Origin of the sequence: Rahnella laticis, from assembly GCF_015644585.1 — a bacterium.
GTDB classification, from domain to species: domain Bacteria; phylum Pseudomonadota; class Gammaproteobacteria; order Enterobacterales; family Enterobacteriaceae; genus Rahnella; species Rahnella laticis.
Genome location: NZ_JADOBI010000013.1, coordinates 115,350 through 136,854, shown reverse-complemented (window position 1 = coordinate 136,854; position 21,505 = coordinate 115,350). Strand labels below are relative to the sequence as shown.

The 21,505-nt window shown below is 44.7% G+C and carries 21 protein-coding genes and 2 pseudogenes; 19 read left to right on the top strand and 4 right to left on the bottom strand.

Translation table 11 applies throughout. The features are described 5' to 3' along the window. Window positions 1–272 precede the first annotated feature (272 nt). From oxdA to IV433_RS22280, 14 genes are all read left to right on the top strand, one after another. A complete protein-coding gene (oxdA, locus tag IV433_RS22345) occupies window positions 273–1,319 on the top strand; it encodes an aliphatic aldoxime dehydratase (RefSeq protein ID WP_195816002.1) in 1,047 nt (348 codons plus the stop codon). A gap of 47 nt (window positions 1,320–1,366) precedes the next feature. Then, on the top strand, window positions 1,367–2,233 hold the full coding sequence (locus tag IV433_RS22340; RefSeq protein ID WP_195816001.1) for a transporter: 867 nt from the start codon (window positions 1,367–1,369) through the stop codon (window positions 2,231–2,233). A 112-nt stretch (window positions 2,234–2,345) separates the two neighbouring features. Next, the gene (locus IV433_RS22335) at window positions 2,346–3,860 is read left to right on the top strand and encodes an amidase (protein WP_195816000.1); all 1,515 of its coding nucleotides are present in this window, start codon (window positions 2,346–2,348) and stop codon (window positions 3,858–3,860) included. Window positions 3,861–3,939: 79 nt separating this feature from the next. After that, the gene (nthA, locus tag IV433_RS22330) at window positions 3,940–4,548 is read left to right on the top strand and encodes a nitrile hydratase subunit alpha (RefSeq protein ID WP_195815999.1); all 609 of its coding nucleotides are present in this window, start codon (window positions 3,940–3,942) and stop codon (window positions 4,546–4,548) included. 41 nt (window positions 4,549–4,589) lie between these two features. Beyond that, on the top strand, window positions 4,590–5,249 hold the full coding sequence (gene nthB, locus IV433_RS22325) for a nitrile hydratase subunit beta (RefSeq protein ID WP_195815998.1): 660 nt from the start codon (window positions 4,590–4,592) through the stop codon (window positions 5,247–5,249). Continuing rightward, window positions 5,246–5,671, top strand: a complete 426-nt coding sequence (locus tag IV433_RS22320; protein WP_195815997.1) for a nitrile hydratase accessory protein — start codon at window positions 5,246–5,248, stop codon at window positions 5,669–5,671. Before nthB ends, IV433_RS22320 begins: the two co-directional genes overlap by 4 nt. 32 nt (window positions 5,672–5,703) lie before the next feature. Further along, window positions 5,704–5,913, top strand: a complete 210-nt coding sequence (locus tag IV433_RS22315) for a CbtB domain-containing protein (protein ID WP_195815996.1) — start codon at window positions 5,704–5,706, stop codon at window positions 5,911–5,913. A gap of 10 nt (window positions 5,914–5,923) precedes the next feature. Further along, entirely contained in the window at window positions 5,924–6,688 is a 765-nt protein-coding gene (locus IV433_RS22310; protein ID WP_195815995.1) for a CbtA family protein, read from the top strand. Window positions 6,689–6,692: 4 nt separating this feature from the next. Next, window positions 6,693–7,247: a histidine phosphatase family protein gene (locus IV433_RS22305; protein ID WP_195815994.1), complete on the top strand. Its 555-nt coding sequence runs from the start codon at window positions 6,693–6,695 to the stop codon at window positions 7,245–7,247. 492 nt (window positions 7,248–7,739) lie between these two features. Continuing rightward, a complete protein-coding gene (locus IV433_RS22300) occupies window positions 7,740–9,119 on the top strand; it encodes a methyl-accepting chemotaxis protein (RefSeq protein WP_195815993.1) in 1,380 nt (459 codons plus the stop codon). A gap of 114 nt (window positions 9,120–9,233) precedes the next feature. Then, window positions 9,234–9,563, top strand: a complete 330-nt coding sequence (locus tag IV433_RS22295) for a flagellar transcriptional regulator FlhD (RefSeq protein WP_195815992.1) — start codon at window positions 9,234–9,236, stop codon at window positions 9,561–9,563. Window positions 9,564–10,035: 472 nt separating this feature from the next. After that, entirely contained in the window at window positions 10,036–10,827 is a 792-nt protein-coding gene (locus IV433_RS22290; protein ID WP_195815991.1) for a spermidine synthase, read from the top strand. Window positions 10,828–11,101: 274 nt separating this feature from the next. Continuing rightward, the gene (locus IV433_RS22285) at window positions 11,102–11,935 is read left to right on the top strand and encodes a GGDEF domain-containing protein (protein ID WP_229893646.1); all 834 of its coding nucleotides are present in this window, start codon (window positions 11,102–11,104) and stop codon (window positions 11,933–11,935) included. A gap of 530 nt (window positions 11,936–12,465) precedes the next feature. Continuing rightward, on the top strand, window positions 12,466–13,722 hold the full coding sequence (locus IV433_RS22280) for a dicarboxylate/amino acid:cation symporter (protein ID WP_195815989.1): 1,257 nt from the start codon (window positions 12,466–12,468) through the stop codon (window positions 13,720–13,722). A 264-nt stretch (window positions 13,723–13,986) separates the two neighbouring features. Here IV433_RS22280 and IV433_RS22275 read toward each other — a convergent pair whose 3' ends face one another. Both IV433_RS22275 and IV433_RS22270 read right to left on the bottom strand, forming a co-directional pair. Next, window positions 13,987–15,171, bottom strand: coding sequence for an MFS transporter (locus IV433_RS22275; RefSeq protein ID WP_195815988.1), 1,185 nt, complete (start codon window positions 15,169–15,171; stop codon window positions 13,987–13,989). 46 nt (window positions 15,172–15,217) lie between these two features. Next, window positions 15,218–15,400 carry an SDR family oxidoreductase gene (locus IV433_RS22270; RefSeq protein WP_326838673.1) on the bottom strand — a complete coding sequence of 61 codons (183 nt, stop codon included), beginning with the start codon at window positions 15,398–15,400 and terminating at the stop codon, window positions 15,218–15,220. Between the two features lie 55 nt (window positions 15,401–15,455). Between IV433_RS22270 and IV433_RS22265 the strand changes: the two are divergent. Continuing rightward, window positions 15,456–16,020 (top strand): annotated as a pseudogene (locus IV433_RS22265) (substrate binding domain-containing protein); the annotation flags it as partial. A gap of 14 nt (window positions 16,021–16,034) precedes the next feature. On the opposite strand, the pseudogene IV433_RS22260 reads toward IV433_RS22265, so the two are convergent. Beyond that, window positions 16,035–16,703, bottom strand: a pseudogene (locus IV433_RS22260) (LysR substrate-binding domain-containing protein); the annotation flags it as partial. 234 nt (window positions 16,704–16,937) lie between these two features. Between IV433_RS22260 and IV433_RS22255 the strand changes: the two are divergent. The 3 genes from IV433_RS22255 (at window position 16,938) to IV433_RS22245 (ending at window position 19,039) form a co-directional block, all read left to right on the top strand. Then, on the top strand, window positions 16,938–17,219 hold the full coding sequence (locus IV433_RS22255; RefSeq protein WP_195816010.1) for a type II toxin-antitoxin system RelE/ParE family toxin: 282 nt from the start codon (window positions 16,938–16,940) through the stop codon (window positions 17,217–17,219). Then, a complete protein-coding gene (locus IV433_RS22250) occupies window positions 17,219–17,521 on the top strand; it encodes a HigA family addiction module antitoxin (protein WP_195815987.1) in 303 nt (100 codons plus the stop codon). The genes IV433_RS22255 and IV433_RS22250 overlap by 1 nt, the downstream gene beginning before the upstream one ends. Before the next feature lie 418 nt (window positions 17,522–17,939). Next, window positions 17,940–19,039, top strand: a protein-coding gene (locus IV433_RS22245; RefSeq protein WP_195815986.1) for an IS3 family transposase whose coding sequence is annotated in 2 segments (ribosomal slippage) — window positions 17,940–18,198 and window positions 18,198–19,039 — 1,101 coding nt in all. Because the reading frame shifts where the segments join, the coding sequence is not laid out codon by codon here. A 530-nt stretch (window positions 19,040–19,569) separates the two neighbouring features. Here the strand turns inward: IV433_RS22245 and IV433_RS22240 are convergent. Continuing rightward, window positions 19,570–20,403: a hypothetical protein gene (locus IV433_RS22240; protein ID WP_195815985.1), complete on the bottom strand. Its 834-nt coding sequence runs from the start codon at window positions 20,401–20,403 to the stop codon at window positions 19,570–19,572. Window positions 20,404–20,991: 588 nt separating this feature from the next. Between IV433_RS22240 and IV433_RS22235 the strand changes: the two genes are divergently transcribed. After that, on the top strand, window positions 20,992–21,483 hold the full coding sequence (locus tag IV433_RS22235) for a helix-turn-helix domain-containing protein (RefSeq protein ID WP_195815984.1): 492 nt from the start codon (window positions 20,992–20,994) through the stop codon (window positions 21,481–21,483). Window positions 21,484–21,505 lie beyond the last annotated feature (22 nt).

The window sequence follows — 21,505 nt, the reverse complement described above, 5'->3', positions numbered from 1 at the left end:
TTTCAAACTGAAAGCAATATTTGCGCCATGAGCGCTTTGCGAGAGATTTCCTAAATAATGGATATCTTTAGATACGATAAACGGAATGAAACGCACTATTAACGGGCAGTGCCGCACTGTTTTATTTCATCATCAGTCACACGACTCAAAAAATATCACACGTGTCCTTCCAAGCCAGACGATTGTCCGGTTGAAACAGGTCTCCGGCTGATTTCTCCTTAGTATCAGTGGTGGGTTAACCCATCGCTGAAACTATTTATCCAGGAGTCTTTATGGAATCTGCCATTGATAAACACCTGCAATGCCCCCGTTCGCTTTCACGCCGGGTACATGACGATTATCAGCCGCCGTTCCCGATGTTCGCTGGTCGATCTGGGGATGATCTGACACAGGTCGTTATGGCCTATCTGGGCGTGCAGTTTCGAGAAGAAAATCGTCAAGATGCTGTCCGGGCAATGCAGCACATGGTGTCGACTTTCAAGCTGAGTAACGGGCCAGGCAATCATGACATCTCTTTCCATACCGACAATCAGGGCTACGGTAATTTTATCGTAGTGGGTTACTGGCGGGATCCGGCTGCTTACTGCCGCTGGATCCGTCAGCCGGAGATCGAGCAATGGTGGTCTTCTGATGAACGCCTGCTGGATGATGTCGCTTACTTCCGTGAAATTATAGCCCCGCGGGCTGAACAGTTTGAAACGCTGTATGCCTTTAAAGAAGACCTGCCGGGTGTCGGGGCAGTAATGGGCAGTATTAGCGGCGAGATCCAGGAACATGGCTACTGGGGTTCCGTACGTGACCGTATTCCGGCCTCCCAGAATGACTGGCTTCAGCCTGGTGAAGAACTGCGCATTATTTCTGGCGATCCTGATGCCGGCGGGAGAGTTGTAGTGCAGGGGCATGACAACATTACGCTAATCCGTTCAGGGCAGGATTGGATGGAAGCGGATGCAGATGAACGTCAGCTTTACTTCACAGAGATGCTTCCTCCTTTGCAGGCTGGTATGGATTTTCTTCGGGATGAAGGTCACATGCTCGGCTGTTATAGCAACCGGTTCGTTCGCAACGTAGATATCGACGGAAATCTGCTGGATATTGCCTACGATATTGGCTTCTGGCGTTCACTTGACCGGCTTGAGCGCTGGGCAGAATCACACCCCACTCATCTTCGCATCTTCACTACATTTTTCCGGGTGGTGACGGGTTTGCAGAAACTGCGACTTTACCACGAGGTTTCTGTTTCAGACGCTCGCTTTCAAACCTTCGAGTACATCAACTGCCATCCTATGACCGGGATGCTACGTGATGCTCAGCGCTAAACCACACGACTATAACTCATCATCCAACTTTCTCCGGGGATTACTCCATGCACGCATTGCGCTTTTTCCTGCCTCTTATATTGATTGGGTCTGCTCCAGTCCTCGCCGTTGAAGTCGCACCTGGCGATTATAGCCAATTTCCCGACGGTACAACAGTGGGGCTGCTTTATTATCAGCATGCCTCAACCGGTTCAGCGCACTCGCGTGGTGAAAAAGTCAGTTCTGATTATAACCTGACTTCTGATATTGGCATGTTGCGTCTGCTTCATACCGTACAAATTTCTGAGACAGCAACGCTGGATCCGCAGTTTCTATTGCCCTTCGGGAGGATATCTGGCGGCGGTGATGCGGCTTCTCTTGGCTCAGCCAGTGGGACCAGTGATCTGATCCTTACCGTGCCTTTAAAAATCAAACTCAACGCAGGGGGGGACATTTTTGGCTTCGCCCCTTATCTCTATGTGCCCAGCGGCAGCTATGACCATAACGATTCACTAAATCTGGGCGAGAACCGCTGGAAGGTCGACCTGCAGGCGGCTTGGGTGAAATATTTCACTGAAAAGTGGGCGCTGGATATGGTCGGTGATGCCATTTGGTACGGTGACAATAACGATTATGGGCCCGGCACATCTCGCCTTCAGCAGGATAATGCATGGGCAGCACAGATTATGGGGCGCTATATGCCAGACCCTACACTGGCGTTGGGTCTGGGTTTTGGTCAGACCTGGGGGGGAGAAACCACGATTGACGGTGATAAGCAAAATAACCAGTCACAAACCACCAACGTCCGTATCACAGCAACAAAATTTGCCACACCTCGTGATCAATTCCAGATACAGCTGGGCAGGGACCTGCGCGTTGAAAACGGTGCTGAAGAAAATTTCAGGCTAAATTTTCGCTACGCACGCGTTTTCTGAGGCTGTCCTTCCTAACAACGTATCTGTCCGTCTAAGACAGGTAACCGCTGTGCCGGTGCGATATGTTCAGGTCAGGATTGAGTCAGTCAATTTTTTTAGCTAAGGAATAAATATGCCTATTGAACGTCCGAATGTCAGTCAATTGCAACAGCTTGCAGGCGAGCTTCATTTGCAGATTTCTGAGAGCGAAGCGGCAGAATATCTTGCTCTCATGCAACCAAACCTCGATGCCTACGACCTGATTGATGGCCTGAGTGATGAGGTCCCCACGGTGAAATATCCGCGTGAAAAAGGATACCGCCCGGAGGGCGAAGAAAACCCGCTGAATGCCTGGTACTACAAAAGTGAAGTGCAAGGCGCACAACAAGGCGTGCTGGTCGGGAAAACCGTGGTGCTTAAAGACAATATCTCCCTGGCAGAAGTCCCAATGATGAACGGTGCATCTTCACTGGAGGGGCATGTACCAGCTTTCGATGCCACCGTTGTAACCCGTCTTCTTGATGCCGGCGCCACTATTCTGGGTAAAGCCACCTGTGAACATTTTTGCCTCTCAGGGGGAAGTCATACGTCAGATCCTGCTCCGGTACATAATCCGTGGCGCAAGGGACACAGCGCAGGCGGTTCTTCATCGGGTAGTGCAGCGCTGGTGGCTGCCGGGGAAGTTGATATGGCGATAGGCTGTGACCAAGGGGGCTCGATTCGTATTCCATCTGCATTTTGTGGCACATATGGCATGAAACCCACCCACGGACTCGTCCCCTACACTGGCATTATGCCGATTGAAGCCACCATCGATCATGCCGGGCCCATTACCGCTAATGTGAAGGACAATGCACTGATGTTGGAGGTGATGGCCGGAGCTGACGGTCTTGATCCAAGGCAGTACATCTCCCGGGGCGGAAGCTATACCGCTGAGCTCGATAAAGGGGTACGCGGGCTGAAAATCGGTGTGGTAACGGAAGGGTTCCAGTTGCCTAATCTCCAGCCTCAGCTTGCAGAAAAGGTCCGTAATGCTGTTGCACGGCTGGAAAGTCTGGGAGCGCTCGTCGGGGAAGTCTCTGTGCCCGGTCACCAGCTTGCCGCCGCACTGTGGTCGCCGATTGGTTGCGAAGGACTCACCATGCAGATGATGCATGGCAACGGAATGGGGTTTAACTGGGAAGGGCTCTACGATGTCCCTCTGTTGGACAAACATGCGGGATGGCGTGACAGCGCTGACACGCTTTCTCCTTCTCTCAAAATCTGCATGCTCATAGGCCAGTTTGGCCTGAAACATTATAACGGCCGTTATTACGCGAAGGCACAGAATCTGGCCCGCCGAGCACGGGCAGACTATGACCGCGCGTTCGATGATTTCGATTTACTGGTCATGCCGACCGTTCCGGTGACGGCTCCGCCACTACCACAACCGAACTGCTCACTTACCGAATATATCTCCAAAGCATTCGAAATGATTGGTAACACGGCCGCACTGGACGTGACGGGCCATCCAGCAATGTCGGTGCCCTGTGGGTTGGTTGACGGATTACCGGTAGGCATGATGCTGATTGGGCGGCACCACGCTGAAAGCACTATTTATCAGGCCGCCGCCGCGTTTGAAGCAAGCGGTAACTGGCAGGAAATGTAACCGCTATTCATCGATAGGTTCAGAGTTATACCGGCGGACTTAAAGCCCGGCAGTAACATTAAATTTATGGAGAAATATCATGGCACACGACCACGACCATACCGAACCACCTGAGGAAATTGCGCTTCGTGTTAAAGCACTCGAGTCCCTGTTAACGGAAAAGGGAATGATAGATCCAGCTGCGCTAGATGAGCTTATTGACACCTATGAACATCGAATTGGCCCTCGGAACGGTGCACTTGTTGTGGCAAAAGCCTGGAGCGATCTTGATTACAAAGCCCGTCTTCTTGCAGATGGTACCGGTGCAATTGCTGAACTAGGTTTTTCAGGCGTGCAGGGGGAAGACATGATGGTTGTTGAAAATACCCCTGAGGTTCACAACGTGACGGTTTGCACACTTTGCTCCTGCTACCCTTGGCCAACACTCGGTCTTCCGCCCGCTTGGTACAAATCAGCACCCTATAGATCGCGAATTGTCCTTGAACCGCGAAGCGTGCTGGCTGAATTTGGTCTTAACATCAGTGAGGACAGAGAAATCCGGGTGTGGGACAGCAGCGCTGAGTTGCGTTATCTGGTTCTGCCAGAAAGGCCAGCTGGCACTGAGGGATGGAGTGAAGAGCAACTTGTCGCGTTGGTAACCCGTGATGCAATGATTGGTACGGGCGTGGCACTTCAGCCGGGCAATTAGCAACATAGGGTATTTCTTTCAACTTTCTTATGGAGAATCCGATGAACGGGATACATGACATGGGCGGTATGCATGGTATGGGCGCCGTCATTTCTGAAGAAAATGAACCTCCCTTCCATCATGAATGGGAGCGGCGCACCTTTTCGCTTTTTGCCTCTTTGTTTGTTGGTGGTCATTTCAATGTTGATATGTTCCGGCACGCCATTGAACGCATGCCCCCAGTACACTATCTCGAAGAAAGCTACTACGAACATTGGATGCATGCTTTCGAGACGCTTTTGATTGAGAGGGGAGTGATTACCGCTAATGAGCTTTCAGGTGCGGTTAAGCCACTCCCAGTCCCGCCGGAAACACCTGTACTGCGACAGGATATGGTGCAGGCAGTTGTCAGTACCGGAGGGGGGGCGCGGGTTGAAATTGATCTGCCTGCAAGCTTTAGTCCAGGCGACCGCGTAAGAGCAAAAAATATCAATCCTGCCGGGCATACCCGTCTGCCACGATATGTTCGAGGTAAGGTCGGTACGATTGTGATTGACCATGGAGTATTTATTACTCCGGATACGGCAGCACACGACCAGGGTGATCATCCTCAGCACGTTTACAGCGTGAGTTTTGACGCGACCGAATTATGGGGTAGTGAAGCGCCGCGTAAAGATACGGTGCGAATCGACCTATGGGACGACTATCTGGAGGCGTTATGAGTAAAGAAATCGGATTAGCTCCTGCTGCTGAGAGTGCCACCTTTGAGCATCCGTGGCAGGCGCAGGTTTTTTCATTGATTGTTTACCTTCATCAGGCCGGAAACTTCAGTTGGAAAGAGTGGGTTGATGTTTTTAGCGAGGAAATAAAAGCCAGTCCATTGCGGAAGGGAGAAAGCATCAACGATGCCTATTACCGGCAGTGGGTCTCAGCAGCGGAAAAAATGTTTATCTCACTGAAACTGGCACTTAAGGAAGATGTTCTCCGGCGAACCGATGAATGGCGTCAGGCTTATCTTAACACCCCACACGGGATGCCAGTTGTACTTACCAACGCGACCTGCATGCCGGCACATAATCACCACCACCTGGCACTTCGTAGCCCTGTGGCAGTGAGCCCAGCATCCATCTGTCTTAAACCCTAAAAACTATCTAAAGTCAGATATAAGGAAAAAAAATGGAGCAGACATCAAATGAGATTCAAGTCGAGCATAAGCCCATCCCGCTTAATGCAATATTGCCGTGGATTGCATTTATCACGCTGATTGTGATGCTGTGCGTCTATTTTATCGGTGCAGAGCAGGGGGCAACGGCTGTTTTCTCTGGTAATCAGATACACGAATACTTCCATGATGCCCGACATCTACTGGGATTTCCCTGCCACTGAGGATAAGACAATGACGGGAAGACTTCTTTTAAATGGAATGATAGCCGGAATACTCGCTGGCATTATCGCTTTCAGTTTTGCCCACGTCTTCGGTGAGCCGCAGGTTGATCGCGCGATATCATTTGAAGAAAAAATCTCTCACAAGCCACTGAATGTGGAGGGCAGTCATCATCACGAGGAAGAAGCTGATGAGCAAGTATTTAGCCGCAAGACCCAGTCCGGTGTAGGGCTACTGAGCGGGATGATCCTATTCAGCGCAGCTATGGGTGGTGCTCTGGCACTGGTCTGGTCGCTGTGCTGGCAGCGAACTGGGCCGCGCAGCGCGAGAGCGTTGGCTCTGTCTTTGTCGTTGGCTGGGTTTCTGATAATGAGCATGATGCCTGGGCTCAAATACCCTCCAAATCCCCCCGCCGTGGGAGATCCATCAACGATTGGTTATCGGACTGCACTCTATTTTAGCATGTTGTTGGTTTCCATGTTGATTGTCGTGGCTGCTGCGTGGAGCGCCCATCATCTCAGATCGCGGCTAGGTGGCTGGAACGCTACGCTGTGCGGAGGCCTGGTGGGACTGACGATGCTGACTGTCGCCTGTGTTTTGATGCCCACAGTCAATGAGATCCCGGAGGTCTTTTCCGCGGATCTACTGTGGCGTTTTCGCCTAAGTGCTTTCAGCACTCAGCTGACGATGTGGTGCTTAATAGGATTGTTGTTTGGTGCCTTTGCCGAGAGGACGATGAACAAACCTGGGCATCGTTATCAGGTGGAAAGGTGCTGATTTCATGACCTGTGTTATGCAGCTTATTTGCCAGGGGGAAACCCTGGCAAACAGGAACTCACGGTTCCCGTTTGATGACCCACTGACCGAAGTCTCCCAGAAACAGGCTCAAGAGCTAAAGGGATGCTTTGGGCCATTCAGTAAAACCTGGACAGCTCCGGATCAGGCGGCGTGTCAAACTTCGCGCGAGTTGGGCTTTCTTAGCGAGTCTGTTTTGGAGCTTGCTGAGGCAGGATATGGAAGATGGAAAGGGGTCTCGATTAAAAAAGTTATAGAACAGGATTATGGTACGTTTCAGTGCTGGCTTTCGGGGGAGGCTCCGCCGGAAGGGGAAAAAATTGCACAAGTTATGGCGCGAACTGGGATATGGCTATCGCGCAGAGTCTCGGACCGAGGGATACATTGTGCCGTTGCATCCTCAACTGTCATTCGGGCGATAGTTATTCAAATACTTGATGCACCCGCTAGTTCTCTTCAACTTATTGATATCTTGCCATTAAGCACAACGCTGCTGCGAAGTGATGGTAAACGATGGCATGTAGTGAGCCTGGGAAAATAATTAGAAACCTTGTATCTTCAAACATTAGTAAATAAGAACTGTTATTTATCATTAAGACCGGAATTGAAATTAGATAATAAACAACAAATTATAAGTAATTTTAACATCCACCAGAATACCCCATCTCCGTTCTAATCTTTCGCATTACGCAACCACACACACTTAGTGTTTAGGGTCATAAAGTATCTCCCGATGAGCGATTACTCCATCCACAGAGAGAAACTTCCACATGAGTGGAACTGATTATCGATTCCAATGGCATAAGCTATCAAATCACAGATTTTCCCTAAAAAAGCCTTACATAACAATCTCATTCCATTCCTTTGAATCTCCGATAGAAATAATAATGTTTCATCATGAAATTATTTAATTGTAGTGATGTTTTATTTAGTCAAACATACTGACATACTCGCACTATTAAGTTGTTCATAAATAAATAGTGAGCTACTTAATTTTCTTTTTATATCACTACAACAAGATAAGAGTGTGACAATGAACTTCCTGAAAAACTTTACTATTCGCCGAGTCGTTCTTTGGATCCTACTCACGGCAATGGGGTTAATCACCGTGACTGGAGGCTATGCCGCGTTTGTGGTCCATGACATGCATAGATATTTTGATCAGAGCTTTGCCCTGACGCATCAAGTGATTTTCCTGGCACATGCCGAAGATGTCTTACACAACGGAACTGCTGCTCAAAAGGTTGCGCTACAAAATGAGGTTCCAAGTGGATTTGAGTGGGCGAGCTATAAACAGCATCTTTCTGATTCATCGTTGTCATCTGAAAATGCTTCGGGTTCACACCTTTCATTGTTAACCAAGCAGATAGATGCTGCTCAACTACAGGTAGTTGATGAATTGCATCAGTTGAATGCTGTTCTCTTTTTGGCTGTCTCATTTACCATATTATTGGTGATTTTTTGCGATCGTTACCTGGTCGTTCACCTGGTTCGCCCCGTCTCCCTGATTAGAGGACATTTTCATGATATTGGTAACGGGGATCTCACACGTGAACCAATAGAGCAAGGACGAAACTGCATAGGCCAAATGGTGCCACTTTTACGAGAAATGCAACAAAGTCTGCAAAAGACGGTTCGTGCTATCACTGTTAACTCCAATGCTCTCTATAAGGAGGCAAGTGAAATCGCCGAAGGGAATACGGATCTTGCAAACCGTACAACACAGCAGGCTGCCGCTTTGGAAGAGACTGCAGTGAGTATGGAGGAGTTTTCGTCGACTGTAAGGCACAATGCTGACAATGCATGTCAGGCACGCAATCTTGCTTTAATAACTGCCACAGTAACGGATAAAGCAAGTGTTCTTGTTGAAAGACTGACCGTAACAATGAGCCGAATTTCCGAAGAAGCAGAACAGATACGTCGCTTTACCTCTACAATCAATAGCATTGCCTTTCAGACAAACATCCTTGCTCTAAACGCAGCGGTGGAAGCGGCTCGGGCAGGAGAGCAAGGACGGGGCTTTGCAGTGGTAGCTACAGAAGTACGTTCGCTTGCTCAGCGTAGTGCCTCTGCTGCCCAGGAAATTGAAACACTAATAAGTACTACTTTCGAATTTGTTCGAGAGGGAGCTGAGGTAGCCGGCGGTGCAGGAAGCGCAATGTCCGAGGTAAAAGAAAATGTCAATAGCGTTAATGAACTTATTGGACTAATCGCTTTGTCTTCTAATGAACAGAGTAAAGGTATTTCACAGGTGACGCTTTCGATCGCAGAACTGGACCGAGTAACTCAACAGAATGCAGCCCTTGTTCAGAAAGTGACTCTTTCAGCTGGAAATCTTCACGCCAGAACCGAGAAGCTGCGTGAAGTCGTCAGTAGTTTCGTTCTTCCTAAACCTAATTCTAATATTAAATAATTTATCAAAGTATTAATTCTGCATTCTGCGCAAACAGCATTATTTCACTTTTGCTGTTTGCATGAAATTGAGTCAACCTTTATAAGTCTAGGGGTTGTTATCTGGAGGTAGCCAGTGAAAAAAAATAAACTTCTGCACAGAAGTACTTATGACATAAATCTGTCTTATTTAATTTTTGCACAGAATGCTTTATATAAAGATATAATAGCTGGAATGTCTGAGTTGAACATTAACCGAGCAACCGCGGAAGTTATACTTGGTTTGACCTTACCTCAAATGCTAAAATTGTCTGAGGCTAATCAGATAATCAGCCAAGTTAGTTTTGATAAGCAAAAAATAATGATGTATATGCAGGCCTCCACACTGTACAAGTTTGAAGAGGAAAGTTTGGGAACTGTATTGAACAATAGGATATTAAAAAATATCGAAAAATCGGAAGAGTGAACATCTTACTTTGAGACATACATTGCTGCTTCACTAAAAATTTTTCATCAGGACTCAAATGCAATCATTTTTGATGTATACTCTTGGACATTCATTAGAAGGAATAACTGGGGTATTTTAAAGATTATGTCAAGCGGCAGGTTCTTAGGGAAGTATATTTTACTCCCATTTATCCCTAAGTGTACGGCACCGAGATCACAGGTTTCCAATGACAACATGTGTGCCAATTATTCCCATTGTCACACGCAACTACCATAGCCTCTTCGGATATCAACCCGTGTCAATTAATGGATTATAAAACACTCAAAAATCTTTAAAGAGGGGGCGAATTCAACAGCAGATACTAATTCCGTCCTTACATTCCAGTGATATTACAAGTATGCGCTGTAATTGTAGATGCTTAAATCTACTCCGTGAGGGCTCATGGATGCGTTCTCTTTTCTATATATTTTAAACATGGACTCAATATTGAATGTCAATATCAAACACTATGAAGTCACTTTCTCCCTTTCGAATTCACGGCAAAAAATTGGTGCATAAGGATGATGAATACGGTTCCATTACCGTTATAGAAAAAAACAAGTACTTTATTTTAACTTTCGATATGATTTATGAGCAAAGTAAAATACTCAAAGCTTCACCCATGGTTCCAGTTCATCATTACATCAGAGCAATGCTTATGGCTCTCGCTTTTACTCCTGTCAACAAGGTGCTTGTTTTGGGGCTAGGAGGAGGGTGCTTGGTCCGAGCTGTTAACGCTTACAATAATGAAGCCGCTATGGATGTGGTCGAGCTTCGGGCTGCTGTGCTAAGTATTGGTTACGAGTATTTTTCGTTACCTGCAAATGCTCTAACCCATTATTATGTTCAGGATGCTAATCATTTCATTAATCATGAGAATAATTCTCTGTATGATCTTATATTTTCCGACCTTTATTCAGAGGATGAGATGTCTCCTTTGCAATCAAAAGGGAGTTTTTTAGTTTCATGCGCTGACCGACTTACACTTAACGGTTGGTTGGTAATGAATTATCATATTCGTCCTGATGCATCATCAGTCTTTTCTCATGCATTACACGAACTTTTTAAAACCGTTCTTTACTGCACAACACATAGTGGTAATGTAATAATTTATGCAAGCAAAATGGATTATCCATTACCGCTTTCAAAATATCAGGAGTTAGGTAATTCCATTGGTGAAATTCTAAATTGTGAGGTGAGATCATTAGCGGAAAAAATATCTTTTTGGCCAAAACTTATTTAACAGATTTTAAAAAATAAAATAAAGTGTTGTATTCCAAGCAACATGTTTTGTAAAAAAATCCAAAGTTTAAACTTTTTATATAAAAATCCTGAGGATTATAACTGAAAGACTGAGCATATCGTGCCTGGTGAGTAAGGAAGCACAAATTATAACCAAATTGATTAATAACATGATACACTAATTATCTCAATTAATCTAAGGTCATAAGATGAATTTCAAGATACATGACAAACTTGTTCATGAAGTTGAATCCCCGAAGGGATTACTATATCGAATGATTATCATTTATGCTTGCTGCATAACTGCCTTATTAACTGTGCTAGCTCTGGTCATAGGTGATACATCAAGATTAAATTTTTACTTTTTTATAAACACATGCACAGTAGCAGTGATGACATGGTTCATAAGAAAGTCATTTAATATTCATTCAAGGGAAGCGCATTTATTGGTTTTTAGGATTAGCTTATTTTTTCTACTAAACTCATCTCTTGCCTCTATGGCTGGAGGAATGAACCTAATCGATAGGGATACGGCTTCCCTAATAGCTGCTATTCTTTATGTGCCGGCTATGCTTATGATTATCTATTCATTCAGGAAATTCATAAATTACGTTAATCATAATTACAAATCAGCTGTGAATCTCTCCTTAACAGATGAACTAACAGGCTTACCAAACAGAAGATATTTGAATATTAAGCTGAGGGAAATTGAAAATAGACTTGCGACAATTTGTATTGCTGATATTGATCATTTTAAAAGAATAAATGATACATACGGTCATGACGCTGGTGATAGGGTATTAAGAAATACAGGGTTAATACTGAGTAATTTGGCAAGCGATAATGTTTTTATTTCCAGATCGGGTGGCGAAGAGTTTGCAATTGTCATTATTGATCATGCCAGTGCAGAAGGTATCGTAAGAAAAATAAAAGAATCAGTTTCATATGATTGTAATGGTACTTTTAAAGTCTCATTTAGTATAGGAGTTGCAATCAAACAGAAGCACGAATCATCATCATCCACAATAACTGCTGCGGATGATGCACTGTATCAGGCAAAAAGATCTGGAAGAGACCGTATAATATATGCTTCGCGTTTCAATAATTAATTATATTGAGAGGTAAGAGGGCAATACTGCCCTCTTGAGTGGCAGCATTCTATACCCGACTTGTAAGTCTATGGCATATTTTCAATTCTCACCAAAGATACGTTTTCTCGAAAAAATACGTTCATTGTTTAAGTGCGTGAATTGAAATCTTCTTTGAGAGTATGCTTGCCTGCGGTAAATGTTGTATCCCAGAATGGCAAGCACTTCCACTGCTTCCCACTGAGGCACCAGTCTCGGTCAGGTTGTCTATGCATAGCTTGGGCAGAATGGTGGAGTGTGAAACACCAGGGGCGTTTCCTTAGGTACTGGGAGACAACTGCAATACGGCCGTTGTGCATCGTTGTTACGACAGCTAGATGATCGCGATACACAGGGCAAACTAAGATTTATTCGACAAAAAATAACACAAAAAAGGGTTGTATCCCACGACACTTTTACTCAATGTATGCGTCGAATATTTCAGTCTATTACGATAAGTAAGTCCTCAGGGCTGAAATCAATACGTAAAAAATATGATAGGGGTTATTTTTGTGGCAACCAAAAACAAGCTAACGTTGTTTATAGTAATTTTCATGCTGGCCGGCATTATTTCAGGAGCAACAATCCATTCTTACGCTTCGTCAGATACTATCCAATCATGGGCTGGAAACATTACTCTTTTTACCGATTTATTTTTACGGCTGATAAAAATGGTGATTGCACCATTAGTTTTTAGCACGTTAACCGTGGGCATCATGCGTCTTGGTGAGACTGCTACTATAGGTAGGGTCGGTGGCAAGGCAATGATTTGGTTCATCATTTCATCCATTTTTTCTATTCTGGTTGGTCTTTTTATTGTTACTATTTTCCATCCTGGTAGTGGCTTAAATCTGGCTATCCCAAAAGAGTCAGTTGATACGGGCCTGGCCGTAAGCGGGATGAATCTTAAAGCGTTTTTATCGCATACCATTCCAACCAGTATAACCGAAGCAATGGCTAGCAATGAAATCTTGCAAATTGTTGTATTTTCATTGTTTTTTGGTATTGCAGGTGCGTCTCTGGGTGAAAAATTCAATGCCCCGTTGGTAGCTTCGCTTAGCGTTGTGTCACATATTATGCTCAAAATGACAGGCTATGTGATGTATGTAGCGCCATTAGCCATTTTTGCGGCAATATCGTCGGTTATAGCGACTCAAGGTCTAGGCATCCTACTAAATTATGCCTCTTTTATCGGAGGATATTATGTCGCTATTATGTTGACCAGCGTGATGTTATTGTCGGTAGGTTATATTGTCCTTAAGAAAGAAGTTTTCCGTCTTTTGAATATGCTTAAAGATCCAGTTCTGGTTGCTTTTACAACAAGTAGTTCTGAGGCCGCGTATCCTAAGACACTCGAGCAATTGGAGAAGTTTGGTTGCTCACGTAATATCGCCTCATTCGTTCTACCTATTGGTTATTCGTTTAACCTCGTCGGTTCAATGGTTTACTGCTCTTTTGCATCAGTCTTTATTGCACAGGCTTATAACATTCATCTTAATTTCACAGAAACTACCATGATGATGCTGACATTGATGCTGGCTTCAAAAGGGATTGCAGGAGTGCCACGCTCTGCCCTTGTGGTTCTGGCTGCGACTATCCCAAGCTTCAATATCCCGGTTGCAGGAATTTTGTTGTTAATGGGAATCGACCACTTCCTTGATATGGGGCGTTCGGCAATTAATGTGCTTGGTAATGGTATTGCCACAGCCATGTTATCGAAGAACGAAGGTTCTGAGCCGGAATCAGTTAAATTGCAGACTGAATTCTGATAATAAAAAACCGCTCTCTTGAGTGGAGAGCGGTTTCGTCACAATCTTTATCAGTCGGTAGTGAAAAAATGTGTTCGCCTAATTCAGGTCTTTGTAGGCAGGTCTGACGAATCGCTAGCACGCCAATTTGTCGGAAATACGGTTGATAAACTCGTCAGTTTTAACGACAACAATTTTTTGCAGTTACTTGATTATGTGGCCCCAGGCAACATTAGCTGCAATTGTTATAGATAACCGGTGTTCAGTGAAGGTTCAAAAATCCAGTCAGGGTAATCGCCCTCTCGAGCAAAGCGCTACCGGAATAGCAAGACTCACCAAAACCATGCTCCACAGAAAGACAATGCTGATTTTATCTGGTGAAACTAACAGTCCTAAAACCGGGCTCGCCAGACCGATGGCAAAGTCAGGGAAGGCTGAATAGGCTGCCATTGCCATGCCTTTATTTGCCATGCCAACGCGGCGTACAGCCTCTGCGCCAAATGCTGGGTATACCATTGCCCATCCGGCTCCGGTCATTGCAGCTCCCAAGGCAGCAATCAGGGGATTTGGGGCAAATCCAATTAACCCTTGCCCAGCCGCGGTAATGACAGAAAAGATGACCCCAACACGAATGCTGCCGAGCGAATCGATCAGCTGTCCTAATAAAAGTCTCGCAGCTATGAGTGCTGTCGCGAATGCGGAGACCGGCAGCCACCCCATTCCCCATCCTTTATTTGCATACATAAGTACAGAAAAGGAAAGCAGAGCTGCATAACCGACGCCGTTGAGTGCCGCACCCAGTCCTGGGACCCATACGGCTTTCATTGTCCGTGTGATTGCGCCTTTACTGGCTTTGGGGTCAACATGGTCCTGGAGGATACGCACAGTTGCAAGCGCGGCAAATGGGAGGAGGATGGTCGCTGATGCAATCCATAAAAAACCGGCTTTGTCGTAAAGATAGGTTCCTACAGGCGCGCCTAAAGCGAAAGCTACAAACATAGCGGTGCCCACCCATGCGATGACACGACCTGCTTGTTTTTCGCCGGTGAGAGCCAGACCGAGTGTCATTCCTCCGGTGATAATGAAGCTTTCAGCCGCGCCGATGACTGCTCTTCCTGTCAGTATCAGACTTATAGCGGCTATTGGATGTGTGATGAACAGCAGTGATATGAGATAGAACATACCGCCACCGATAGCCAGAAACAGACCCAGAACGATGGATTTCTTACCACCTCGAAGGTCGGCGTAGCGGCCTGCGGCAAAACGAGATGCCAGAGATGCTGCGAATTGAAAACCGGTCACCAGGCCAACCGTAAAGGTGCCAAAACCCAATACGTTATGGACATATCGCGGCAGAACGGGCAGAGCGCCCCCGATAATAAGAAAACCAGAAAATATGACAAGCATGAGAGTCAGCAAAACTCGCAAGAAACCTTTATTTGAATGTGGTTCAAATGACTCACGGGACATAATCTGGTTCTCATTTAAGCTAAACTAATTCGTAAAAAAACAGATGTTAGCGAACGGTATATCCGCCATCGACAGGCAGTGCATGTCCCACGATGAAACTTGATGCCGGACTGCATAACCAGAGCACGGCATCGGCGATTTCCTCAGCGCGGCCCAACCGTCGCATGGGAACTTCTTTCATGAGTTCGGCCATCGCTTCAGGCTGGGATTCAAGCATGCCGGATACAATTGGGGTCTCGATAATCCCCGGGCAAATCGCATTAATTCGGATACCTTTGTGCGCGTATCCGGGTATACAACTGGAAATATCGGTTTACGACCGTACCGTGAATATAATCGAAGAGCGTTTTGATTTTGGGATCCGTTTTGGAGATATCCTCGAGGGTGGGGTGGTGGCGCGGCCGTTAATGAAACCCTTTCGTGAAGGGTTATATGCATCCTCAGCCTATCTCAGCGAGCATGGAACGCCTGAGGTACCGTCAGATCTCAGTCAACACAAGCTGATTGGCTACCGCTTTATTACTAACAACCGAATCCTTCCGTTGATCCTGAACGACCGTGGAGAGCAGTTGACGGTTGAGATGCCCGGGCAGTTAATCAGTAACGATATCGACGTTATGGCTGACGGGATCCGTAACGGGCTGGGAATTGGACGCTTGTTTGAACCCATCTGGCAGTTACAGCCCGACAGGGAGCTCTTTATCCCCGCGATGGAGAGTCACTGGAAAACCTACCCGCCAGTCTATCTCTATTACCCCAAAAACGCGGGTAAAACGAAAAGAGTGAAGGCCCTGATTGATTTACTGATATCCGCCACGGAACGATAAAGACGAAATCGCATCGTCCCGTATGGAAGCGCTATTTCACAACCCCAGCGGCCTGGCCTCCTGTATGAACTCAATCAGAAGGCGAAACCCGGTCGGCAGTTGCCGACGGCTTGAATAATAAATATGAAAACCTTCCTCCAGTGGGGACCATTCCGTAAGCACCAGGCGGAGCCGTCCATCCTTCACGTAGGGGGCAACAAGAGGCTCCGGAAAATACATCAGGCCGGCTCCGCCCAGTACGGCCACAAGGCCGGTTTCAGCCTGATTGACCGTCACTGAGCCGGGCACAGAGATTTGGTACGTTTCACCGTCTCGCTCAAGCTCCCAGCGATAAATCCGCTCATCGCCGAGACGATTGCTGATGCAGCGATGGTGTAACAAATCATCCGGATGTTCAGGCGTTCCGTAGCGTTCCAGGTAGTCGGGGGATGCGGCGATAACCCAGCGAATATCGGCAGATAAACGCCGGGCAACCATGTCTTCCGGGACAGTGCCACCATAGCGGATACCGGCATCAAAGCCCGCATCAGTGACGTCAACCATACGGTTGCTGCCCACAATATCGATTTCAATATCGGGATAGCGATCTATAAATGCGGGCATGACCGGCGCAAGCAAAAGGTTTGCCGCTTCAACGGCAGCATTGATGCGGATGCGTCCGGTAGGCGTATCACGATACCGGTTAAGCGATTCAAGCGCGGCTTCTTTGGATGCAGTGCAGCCGATTCAATGCGTACTGATAATTCCATTATAAAATGGGGCTTACATCGTGGTGCGGTTAATGCTATTTATGTTAATTAAATCAATATGATAAAATTAATCGAGCGGTGGTAGAGCTTCGTGTCTTTCCTTCATTCTTATAAAGTGGCAAAGCCCGATGTTTCCTTTTAGGAAACGCATGGTATACTGTTTCCTATTGAGAAACAGGAAGTGATTAAAGTGATAAAAAGCTGGAAGCACAAAGGGCTGCAAAAGCTCTACGAAAAAGGGGACGTAAGCGGGGTTCAAGCTAAAGACGCTGAGCGCATTAAACTCCGCTTACTCGTACTTGATGAAGCATCAACCACTGATGACTTTAGGCTTTATCCAAATTTTAAACTGCACCCTCTGAAGGGTGATAAACATAATCTGTTTTCTATAACTGTTAGAGCTAACTGGCGGATCACCTTCGAATTTAGAGATGGGGATGCATATATACTTAATTTAGAGGATTATCATTAATGGCTATGTTTAACCCACCGCACCCAGGCGGATTAATTACGGAGTATCTTGATGATTATAAAATCACTCTACGTTCACTTGCTCGAGATCTTGGTATCTCGCCGTCAGCTTTGAGCAAGGTGGCTGCCGGTAAAACGGCGATTACTCCAGAGATGGCGGTACGCCTCGAAGCTGGGCTAGGCATAGCTGCACGCCTTTGGCTTGCTATGCAGGCAACTTATGATCTCAGTAAAGCACGTGAAGCTGTAGATATTTCGCATGTTGTTCCATCCCCACATTCCCAAACTACGCAGATACACTAAAGAGAGCCTCGCCTGAGCGAGGCTCTCTTTTTCAAAACAGATTTTGCATTGAGTTGATATTTAGTCGTCTGACTACACGCAATATCTGGCAGATTTTCTCAATGGTCATGTCGAGACCCATATGGACGCGAACGTATACCGCATCTGTTGGTGACGAACATCATGAGTAATACCAAAGCACAATCTCGTATTGATAAATTCCCACCAGTGCGCATCGGAATTATGTTTATAAACAATAACTTAAGTTCACATAATCATAATTATGTTAAATCTAGTTCATTAATATGGACATAATTTTATCATGTTAGCTGTTTTAGTGCTCCAGCGATATTCCACACATTAAGGCTTGACCTGCTCCCCGTTGATTAATACACCACGATGTTAGTAATGTCTTCATAAGCCACATGAGGACATCCCCATGAAGAAGCAATTTTCCGATGAACAGATCATCAGTATTCTCCGCGAGGCTGAAGCCGGAGTTTCTGCCCGGGAACTCTGCCGTAAGCACGCCATTTCCGACGCCACGTTTTATACCTGGCGTAAGAAGTGTGGCGGCATGGAGGTGCCTGAGGTTAAGCGCCTGAAGTCACTTGAGGAAGAGAACGCCAGACTCAAGAAGCTGCTCGTCGAGGCCATGCTGGATAAGGAGGCGCTTCAGGTGGCTCTTGGGCGAAAGTACTGACGACAGACCAGAAGCGCGAAGTCGTGGTGTTGATGTGTGATGCGACCGGTCTGTCGCAACGTAGTGCCTGCAGACTCGCAGGTTTGTCCCTGTCGACCTGCCGCTATGACGCTCAGCGTCAGGCGGCTGATGCCCATTTATCAGGGCGCATTACTGAACTGGCACTGGAGCGCAGCCGTTTGGGCTACCGCCGCATATGGCAGTTACTGCGTCGTGAAGGACTTCTGGTTAATCACAAGCGCGTGCACCGCCTTTATCATCTGAACGGGCTGGGCGTTAAACGCAGACGTCGTCGTAAAGGGCTTGCAACAGAACGTCTGCCGCTGCTCCGCCCGGCGGCGCCCAACATGAGCTGGTCGATTGATTTCGTCATGGATGCGCTGGCTACCGGTCGCAGGATCAAGTGCCTTACCTGCGTCGATGACTTCACAAAGGAATGCCTGACGGTCACTGTTGCCTTCGGGATTTCAGGCGTTCAGATCACACGTATTCTGGACAGCATTGCACTGTTTCGAGGCTATCCGGCGACGATAAGAACTGGCCAGGGGCCGGATTTCACCTGCCGCGCACTGGATCGATGGGCTTTTGAGCATGGTGTTGAGTTGCGCTTAATCCAGCCAGGCAAGCCAACGCAGAACGGATTTATTGAGAGTTTTGATGGGCGCTTTCGCGATGAATGCGTGAATGAACACTGGTTCAGCGACGTCAATCATGCCAGGAAAACCATCAGCAAATGGCGTCAAGATTATAACGAATGTCGCCCGCACTCCACGCTGAATTATCAGACGCCGTCTGAATTTGCAGCGAGCTGGAGAAAGGGTAATTATGAGAGTTAAGGGTCCGACATTACTAACTGAGCCTTGTATTTAATTCTGGGGGCAGGTCAACGACATCCATTCTCCCAGGATGAGTGCACTTGGCACGCTGGATAGAAACAGTTTTGACGAGTATTTAGGCTATATAGAAGTTATATACCAAAGATATTCCAAGTTATTTACCAATTGTTAAGTCTAATGCTTAGGTAATTCAATACCTTTTGTATTCTCGAATTTACGTCGAGTCGAATTTACTGCAGCTAATTCAGCAGCTTGCAGAATCGACGTAGAGAATTTGAAAGATGTTTCCAACAAATGGATGATGTCAAGAGATTATAGTTCAGAACATGTTTTTACCAATTAGTAAAGGTTGTGGGTTGTTAAAATTTGGGGGTAATTTTTGTATTACTCAAAAACCACAGCTAAGGTTATTCTTATATCAGATTTGAAGCTTAGCAGTTCTCAGTCAAGATGTTTTAGGGAATAACGGTAGTGTTCCTAAATATAGGCTATTACTTTGAAGTATATTGCAAATTTTTTTTCAGAATTTTTTAACTCACTTTTAACCCGTAAATTACAAAAGAAAAGTAATATGCCATATAGGACCTGAACATAGAATTGAAAGTATCAAGGATTTGAATGTGCCCTGACTTGTTATCAAAAACGAGGAGGTTCAATTTATTTGCCTCAATGAGAATGTTTCTTAAGTGCGAACGTGATACTCCACAATTTTTTGAAATATATAAAATTTTCGATTTTTTTGACTCAATCTCGTTATTTTGGCATAACATAAATAAGCTAACCATGATCATATGGCCTGAGTCCTTAGTGATGAATATCTCAGCTCCTTTAGTTAAATCTACAAGATATAAACCAGCGTGGAAAATATCATAGTATTTTTTGAAAAATAAACTTAACTCATTTTTCGATAAACTGGGTGAGTTGACAATGTCAGGGAACAAAATATTGAGAGCTGGCATTACAGAATTTATTAAAGATAGCGTATCTAACTCCCCTTTCTCTGTGAAAGAAAACTTTATTTTACGTTTATCTAACCTGCTCTTGTCAATAGTTATTCTTCCTGTGATTTTAAGCATGGAGAGTAGTGAGGTTATTGTATTTTCACTAATCATTCCTGTTTTTAAGCACTCTGATTTTACATCAGAAAAATAGGAATCATTTTGATTATAAAAAACACATGCAGCGATACTAACAGCCAAAAAACGATTATTTTTAAAAATATATTTATAAAAAAGTTTTTTTGAACGGAATTCATCCAAAATGAGCAATGAATGATTTATGATGGCTTCGTTTATAGACTCATTTTTAAGTATGGTTTCGTAAAGGCCGCATATTTCCCTGAAAATAACTAATTTATTTTTCATGAATATCTCTCATAATTACTTTTTAAGTTTCGTGATCGAATCATTTTATAGTAATTAATTCCACAACTATTTATAGATTAGACTATACTTGAAATTTGAAAGCAGACTTTCGAAAATTTGTAACTAAAAATTCACATAATTTATGTGGGAATATTATTGGTAATAAAAAAGTGTTCAAAGTTTTTAATTTTAACTAATTATTAAAGAACATTAAAAATTGAAGGTAATTCATATGTAGCATGCAATAATCTAAATAATAAAACTAAAGTTTATATGTTCATGATGATAGTGAACACGATATCAAAATTATAATTATAGATCAACGCATTCAAGAGTGAATGCCATAGCTTTAGTTAATCTTGATAACACACGGTTTTTTTGTAGCAGCATCTGATTTAGATTCACAAGTGTTACTTATAAAAATTAACGCATTTCTTTGGGTGCATGGCAAATAGACATAACTGGGTACGCTATATACTGCAGAAAATTACTGCGTTCCTATTTTAATATATTCCCCTTAATTTATGATGCGAAAATAACACTTTTTTTTTCAAATTCGAAGGCATTTTATGAAATGGGAGTTAGTTGATGATTATTACAGAGAATAGTTATTTTGAGATTGGTTTAAAAGAGGTGTTAAAGAATGGTTTCTTACCTTCGAACCTCAATATTAAATATTTTTATACAGGACACGGTAGCGTATATGTTTTTTTTCCTGATAAAATAAAACCAAATTTATTTGTTGAACCAATACAGATATTTGCAATATGCAGAAAGAATAAAATTTCGATGAACCTCAACACTAATGATTTTGCTGATGAACTTATGGAAGTTATAGGAAATAGTCACTTCATCCCTAAACCACCGCTTACTATGCGTGAGTTATTGGTTTTAGATAATCTTTGCAAAGGTATGAGTTCAAAAAGTATTTCAAAATTTCTTAATATTGAGGAGAAAACAATCAGTAGCCACAAAAATAATGCATTAAATAAATTGAGTATGGAAAGTTTTTCAAGTTTCCATATGGAATTTAGGTCTTGGTGTAAACTATGGTTTAAGTTTAAATTCAGATTCAAATAGAATTGTATTTGAGTGGCACATA

What these genes read in the sequence shown, in the direction of transcription:
- IV433_RS22285 (WP_229893646.1), top strand. Translation starts at nt 11,102, where the DNA reads ATGATTATCATTTATGCTTGCTGCATAACTGCCTTATTAACTGTGCTA.
- nthB (WP_195815998.1), top strand. Translation starts at nt 4,590, where the DNA reads ATGAACGGGATACATGACATGGGCGGTATGCATGGTATGGGCGCCGTC.
- IV433_RS22235 (WP_195815984.1), top strand. Translation starts at nt 20,992, where the DNA reads ATGATTATTACAGAGAATAGTTATTTTGAGATTGGTTTAAAAGAGGTG.
- IV433_RS22310 (WP_195815995.1), top strand. Translation starts at nt 5,924, where the DNA reads ATGACGGGAAGACTTCTTTTAAATGGAATGATAGCCGGAATACTCGCT.
- IV433_RS22320 (WP_195815997.1), top strand. Translation starts at nt 5,246, where the DNA reads ATGAGTAAAGAAATCGGATTAGCTCCTGCTGCTGAGAGTGCCACCTTT.
- IV433_RS22250 (WP_195815987.1), top strand. Translation starts at nt 17,219, where the DNA reads ATGGCTATGTTTAACCCACCGCACCCAGGCGGATTAATTACGGAGTAT.
- IV433_RS22290 (WP_195815991.1), top strand. Translation starts at nt 10,036, where the DNA reads ATGTCAATATCAAACACTATGAAGTCACTTTCTCCCTTTCGAATTCAC.
- IV433_RS22305 (WP_195815994.1), top strand. Translation starts at nt 6,693, where the DNA reads ATGACCTGTGTTATGCAGCTTATTTGCCAGGGGGAAACCCTGGCAAAC.
- IV433_RS22315 (WP_195815996.1), top strand. Translation starts at nt 5,704, where the DNA reads ATGGAGCAGACATCAAATGAGATTCAAGTCGAGCATAAGCCCATCCCG.
- IV433_RS22275 (WP_195815988.1), bottom strand. Translation starts at nt 15,171, where the DNA reads ATGTCCCGTGAGTCATTTGAACCACATTCAAATAAAGGTTTCTTGCGA.
- IV433_RS22300 (WP_195815993.1), top strand. Translation starts at nt 7,740, where the DNA reads ATGAACTTCCTGAAAAACTTTACTATTCGCCGAGTCGTTCTTTGGATC.
- IV433_RS22335 (WP_195816000.1), top strand. Translation starts at nt 2,346, where the DNA reads ATGCCTATTGAACGTCCGAATGTCAGTCAATTGCAACAGCTTGCAGGC.
- oxdA (WP_195816002.1), top strand. Translation starts at nt 273, where the DNA reads ATGGAATCTGCCATTGATAAACACCTGCAATGCCCCCGTTCGCTTTCA.
- nthA (WP_195815999.1), top strand. Translation starts at nt 3,940, where the DNA reads ATGGCACACGACCACGACCATACCGAACCACCTGAGGAAATTGCGCTT.
- IV433_RS22240 (WP_195815985.1), bottom strand. Translation starts at nt 20,403, where the DNA reads ATGAAAAATAAATTAGTTATTTTCAGGGAAATATGCGGCCTTTACGAA.
- IV433_RS22340 (WP_195816001.1), top strand. Translation starts at nt 1,367, where the DNA reads ATGCACGCATTGCGCTTTTTCCTGCCTCTTATATTGATTGGGTCTGCT.